This window comes from Terrisporobacter petrolearius (assembly GCF_020748185.1).
Classification (GTDB): domain Bacteria; phylum Bacillota; class Clostridia; order Peptostreptococcales; family Peptostreptococcaceae; genus Terrisporobacter; species Terrisporobacter petrolearius.
Genome location: NZ_JAHZMO010000081.1, coordinates 1 through 5,610, shown reverse-complemented (window position 1 = coordinate 5,610; position 5,610 = coordinate 1). Strand labels below are relative to the sequence as shown.

The 5,610-nt window shown below is 26.0% G+C and carries 4 protein-coding genes; all 4 read left to right on the top strand.

Annotated elements, in window-relative coordinates:
* Window positions 1-427: 427 nt before the first annotated feature.
* The 4 genes from K0040_RS19500 (at window position 428) to K0040_RS19485 (ending at window position 5,465) form a co-directional block, all read left to right on the top strand.
* Window positions 428-2,212, top strand: coding sequence for a DEAD/DEAH box helicase family protein (locus K0040_RS19500; protein ID WP_228110374.1), 1,785 nt, complete (start codon window positions 428-430; stop codon window positions 2,210-2,212).
* Window positions 2,213-2,330: 118 nt separating this feature from the next.
* Entirely contained in the window at window positions 2,331-3,239 is a 909-nt protein-coding gene (locus tag K0040_RS19495) for a tyrosine-type recombinase/integrase (RefSeq protein ID WP_228110373.1), read from the top strand.
* Between the two features lie 93 nt (window positions 3,240-3,332).
* Window positions 3,333-4,778, top strand: a complete 1,446-nt coding sequence (purB, locus tag K0040_RS19490; RefSeq protein WP_228110372.1) for an adenylosuccinate lyase — start codon at window positions 3,333-3,335, stop codon at window positions 4,776-4,778.
* Between the two features lie 234 nt (window positions 4,779-5,012).
* A complete protein-coding gene (locus tag K0040_RS19485; protein WP_228110371.1) occupies window positions 5,013-5,465 on the top strand; it encodes a MarR family winged helix-turn-helix transcriptional regulator in 453 nt (150 codons plus the stop codon).
* Window positions 5,466-5,610 lie beyond the last annotated feature (145 nt).

Genomic DNA, 5,610 nt, shown 5'->3' with positions numbered 1-5,610 from the left:
AGATGTAGTCTAGAGGGGGTATAAAAAAGTAAAAACAACACTAAATTTAACCTATTTATAGTAGGTTTAGTTTAGTGTTGCAAAAAACAGCCTTTGGCTAAAATCATTTTCGTAGGAATTATAGTTCAATTTACGCTGTTGATAAGTTCTAGAATTAAATTATATAAATTCATTTAGAAAAGGTAAAAAATGTGTTCTTGAGCAACGGAGTTGACTGAAGCGGTAGTTAAGGCATCTCGTTGGCGATATGAGCAAAGCGAATTTTTTATTAAAATATATACAAAGTATTATTTAGTTTGTATAGTAAGTAATATAACTGTTTAGATAATTATGAAAAATGAATCTTACTATAATAAAATGTATATATTTGATAATATAGTAAAATATATGTTTAAATGATATAATTACTATAAAGGGGGAATGCAAATTGAGACAAAATATTAATATTAACTCACAATTAGATGCATTAAAAGTAAAAGAAGTTGAAAAAATTTTTTACGAAAAGAACTATGACAATACAAATGTAGTGCCAAAAGTTACTCCTTTTAGAGGAATTAACACAGATTTATTATATATAAAAAATAATAAAATACTTTTTATCAAATTTATGGATACAAGTGAAGATTTATTTTCTATATTAGACGAAGAATTAATTGAAGTAATGAATGAAGAATATGAGTTGTTAAAATTGAAAATGGCTCAATTTTATAATAATATTAGTTTCAATTATGTATTTGTCATGCCTTATGTGGATATAGAAGATGCATATGGCTTAGAATATTTTGTTAGTAACAATATAATAGATAAGAGTAAATTAAAAAGTATAATGAATAGTGAAGAAGAGCTAGACAATTATTTAAAAGAAGAAAATAATGAAATAGAGTTGAATTTATATATTTTGGATATATGTCCAGAATATTATGAATTAAATGGTGCTTATCATATTAATAAAGAGTTTAAAAAAATAACTTTTTCTCAAGATGAGTACAATTATAGTGCTACTATGATTACGGATGAACAATTAGAAAAATCACTTTCTATTAATTACGGGAAAACATTAATAGAAGGTCCTACGGGTAGTGGAAAAACAACTATTATGATGAGTAGAGCAATAAAATTAGCACGTATATATCCACATCATAACTTTATAATATTTACTCATACAAAGCAACTTTGTAACCAACTTAGAGAAAGTCTTAAGCTATTATATAAAGATAATAATAATTTAGAGGTACATACAATTTCTTCTTTTGTATTTAAACTATCTAAAAAGTACAACCTAATACTAGATTATGGCTTATTAAAAAAAGATTATGAGAAAACTTTTAATAATTTGATAAAACAAGCTAAAAATGTTATAAAAAATAAAAAAATGTTTAAAGGTATGTTTATAGATGAAAGTGAAAGTTTTGATAAAAGAGATATTGAGTTTATTCAAGAATTTTTATATGAAACTAAATATATATTTAATATGTATTGCTGTGAATCTTTAAATATATATAATAGCGTAAATATATTTAAAAGTCCTTTGCAAAATATTGATTTTGATGAAAAAATACAGCTAATAAAAAATTACAGACAGAAAAAGGCAGTTATTGACTTTTCTAATGAATTTTGTACAAGTGCTAATGATTATATAAAAGATTTGAGAAGTAATGTAAAGCGAGACATATATATACCTAGTGATATTATTATGGAAGGTGGAATTTCAACTCAAATTGTTAAAGTAGAAGATTTAGAAGAACAAATTAACTCCATATTATGGGAGATCGAATATCTTGTAAATAACAAGGGAGTAAACTACAGTGATATAGCAATTGTATTTCCATATAATAAAAAGAAATTGAAAAATGGAAAGACAATATATTTTCAATATCTACTTAGAAAGGCATTAGATGATGTAAGTATTCCATATATCGTGGGAGATGACAATTTAACTAAATATGGAAAAAGAACTGGTATAACAATATCAAATTTATACTTTATAAAAAGCTTAGAATATAAAGCAGTTGTATTTTGTGAGTTAGAAATGTTGTATAATCAGACTATAAATGAAGAAGATCAAGACTATCAAATAAATGACTTTATAGGTGATCTTAATAAAATGTATATGGTTATGAATAGAGCTAGTGAATATTTAACATTTATAACTACTTTTAACGAAAAATCAAGCGAATTAATTAATATATTAGTTAATTCTGTAAATAAGTAATGACTCAAAGAAGCACTTACGTGCTTCTTAATTATTTATCGAAATAAACTACAGTTTAAAACAATTTAATAATATATAAAATTAAAATTTGAATAAAATAATAATGAAAGGAGACCTTATGGATAATAGTTATATATTGAGTGAGAGAGAATTTGAAATATTTGAATTATTTTCAACAAAAATGACACCAGCAACAAAAAAAGACTATTTTAGTAAAATACTTTTATTTAAAGAGAAGACAAAAATAGAGGACTTGTTAGAAGTAACAAAAAATGAATGTAGGGATTTTATATCTTTTGTAGAAGATGAATATGCTATATCAACAAGTGAAAAAATCTTTAGCTACTTACACAGTTTTTATGCTTTTATGAAAAGGGAAAAATATATTGAATTAAATCCATTCACTCTTGTTAACAAACCGATAGTTACAAGAGAAAAAGGTAAAAAAGATGTGTTGAGTATACAAGAAATTAATCAGCTAATAGATTCTTTAGATAAGCTTAATGCTAGAGATAAGCTAATAATGGTATTTCTAGTTACAACAGGATGTTTATTAAATGAATTAGTAAGGGTCAAATGGAAAGATTTAATTGTAGACGAAGAAAATAATTTCTATATAAGACTTGGACAAGGTAAAAAAGAAAGAGTTATAAAACTTCATCCATATTGTTTCAGACTTATAGAAAGTTATAGATATTTCTCTGGGCTTGGTGAAATAATAATACCTTCTGAGGATTATATATTTACAACACAGAAAAGTCAATCTATTACAGATAGAAATGTAAGATTAATAGTAAAAAAGGCTTTTGACATAGCAGGATTGCCTCAATATTCAGCAAAAGATTTAAGGCATTCATATGCAGCTATTTCTTTAATGCTTGGAGCAGATAAAGAAGATATAAAGAAACAGTTGGGATGGAGTGATAAATACTACGCTATAAGATATAAACATGTGCTAAATTTTGTTGATAGTGAGAGTATTGATTACATACTTGGCAAAGATAATTTTAAATTAAATAAAAAATGATATGAACAAAAAACATAAAAAGTATTGTTATTGTTCGTAGAATTATATATAATAATCTTTGTAGAATAAAAAGATTTAGGGATGGTGCAAAAAATGATAGAAAATAAGTACACAACATATTCAAATCCTTTAACAGAAAGATATTGTAGCAAAAATATGAGTTATATTTTTTCTCCTCAATTTAAGTTTTCAACTTGGAGAAAGCTATGGATTGCATTAGCTGAGGGTGAAAAACAACTAGGAATAAATATAAGTGATGAGCAAATAGAAGAATTAAAAGCTCATATAGATGATATAAATTTTGATGAAGCAAAAAAAATAGAAAGAGAAGTAAGACATGATGTAATGAGTCATGTTAAGGCTTATGGACTTCAATGTCCAAAAGCAAAAGGTATAATTCATTTAGGTGCAACATCAGCTTATGTTGGTGATAATACAGATGTTATTCAAATGAATGAAGCATTAAAATTAATAAGAATTAAACTTGTTAACTTAATTGATAATCTTAAAGATTTTGCTTTAAAATATAAAGATGTTCCAACATTAGGATTTACACACTTCCAAGCGGCTCAGCTTACAACAGTAGGAAAAAGAGCTACTCTTTGGGCACAAGACTTAATAATAGACTTAGAAGACTTAAATTATAGATTAGAAAATATGAAGCTTAGAGGAGTAAAAGGAACTACTGGAACTCAAGCAAGTTTCATGAGCTTATTTGAAAATGACACAGATAAAATAAAAGAACTAGATAAAGTAGTATGTGAAAAAATGGGATATAAAGAATCATATAAAGTAAGTGGTCAGACATATACTAGAAAATTAGATTCTCAAGTATTAAATGTACTTGCTGGAATAGCACAAAGTATGCACAAGATGACAAATGATATAAGATTATTACAAAGCTTAAAAGAATTAGAAGAGCCATTTGAAAAGAATCAAATAGGATCATCTGCTATGGCTTATAAAAGAAATCCAATGAGAAGTGAGAGAATAGCTTCTTTATCTAAGTTTATAATTTCTGAATCAATATCACCAGCTTTAGTAGAAGCTACACAATGGTTAGAAAGAAGCTTAGATGACTCAGCTAACAAAAGACTTTCTATACCACAAGCATTTATGGCTGCAGATGCAATATTAGATATAGGTATAAATGTAACTGATGGATTAGTTGTATATGAAAACATGATAAAAAAACATATAGACGAAGAATTACCATTTATGGCTACAGAAAATATACTTATGGAAGCTGTAAAAAGAGGTGGAGATAGACAAGAATTACATGAAGTAATAAGAGAGTTATCTATGAAATCAGCTTACAGAGTTAAGCATGAAGGTCTAAATAATAACTTAATAGAGTTAATAATTGAAAACGAAGCTTTTAAGATGTTAAATGAAGAAGAAATAACATCTATACTAGATCCTATGAACTTTGTAGGAAGAGCTCCTCAGCAAGTTGTAGAGTTTGTAGAAGAATATTTAGAGCCAGCTATAAGCGACTATAAAGACTGTATAGGCATAGAAGTAGATTTAAAAGTATAATTATAAGTAAAGAGCCATAAGGGCTCTTTATTTTATTTTGATTAAATTTAAGTTCAAATATAGATTAAGAAGCTTTAAAGTAGTAATCTTATAAAAAGTAAAATTATATCAGTCCATGATAATATTAGTAAATTAAAAGATGTATATTTATAAAAAGTATTGTACTACAAATATTTTTATTGTAAACTATAGAAGTGGGAAAAAGTCAATAAATTAAGCATCTGAGGTGATTAAATGAACTGTATAGTAACAAATACAATTGGTTTTTTATCAAAAACCTTTCCTAAAATTTACTCAAGTCTTTACTTAGAATACCTAAAGAAATATTCGGCATTATACAATGTAAATAAAACGCAATTACGAGCTTTAGTATTCATAAAAAATCATGGTAGTATAAGTATGACAGAGCTATGTGCTAAATTAAATATAGAAAAAGGTAGTCTAACAAGTATGATAGACGATCTAACTAAAAAAGGCTATGTTTATAGGGAAAAGGATTTAGCGGATAGAAGAAAATATATGATAGTTATTACAGAAGAAGGTGAAAGGTTAGCTATAAACTTTACTAGTAAATTAAGTAATGAACTAGAACAAAAGTTATTTAAGCTAGATGAGAGTGATAGACTAAGATATCAAGAGGCTCTAGAAACTCTTCAGTACATACTAAATAAAGAAGAATTAAATTAATAAAAAAACCATCTTACAAAAGGGGAATGTAAAATAAAGTGTGTAAGTTGACAAGATTGTTGTCAGCTTATGCACTTTTTTGATTATAGAGTGTGATACCATTAAGGAAAGGAACTTAAAAAGATGAGGTATGATACTATGGTTA

Coding starts and splice junctions, on each gene's coding strand:
- K0040_RS19495 (WP_228110373.1), top strand. CDS start 2,331: ATGGATAATAGTTATATATTGAGTGAGAGAGAATTTGAAATATTTGAA.
- purB (WP_228110372.1), top strand. CDS start 3,333: ATGATAGAAAATAAGTACACAACATATTCAAATCCTTTAACAGAAAGA.
- K0040_RS19485 (WP_228110371.1), top strand. CDS start 5,013: ATGAACTGTATAGTAACAAATACAATTGGTTTTTTATCAAAAACCTTT.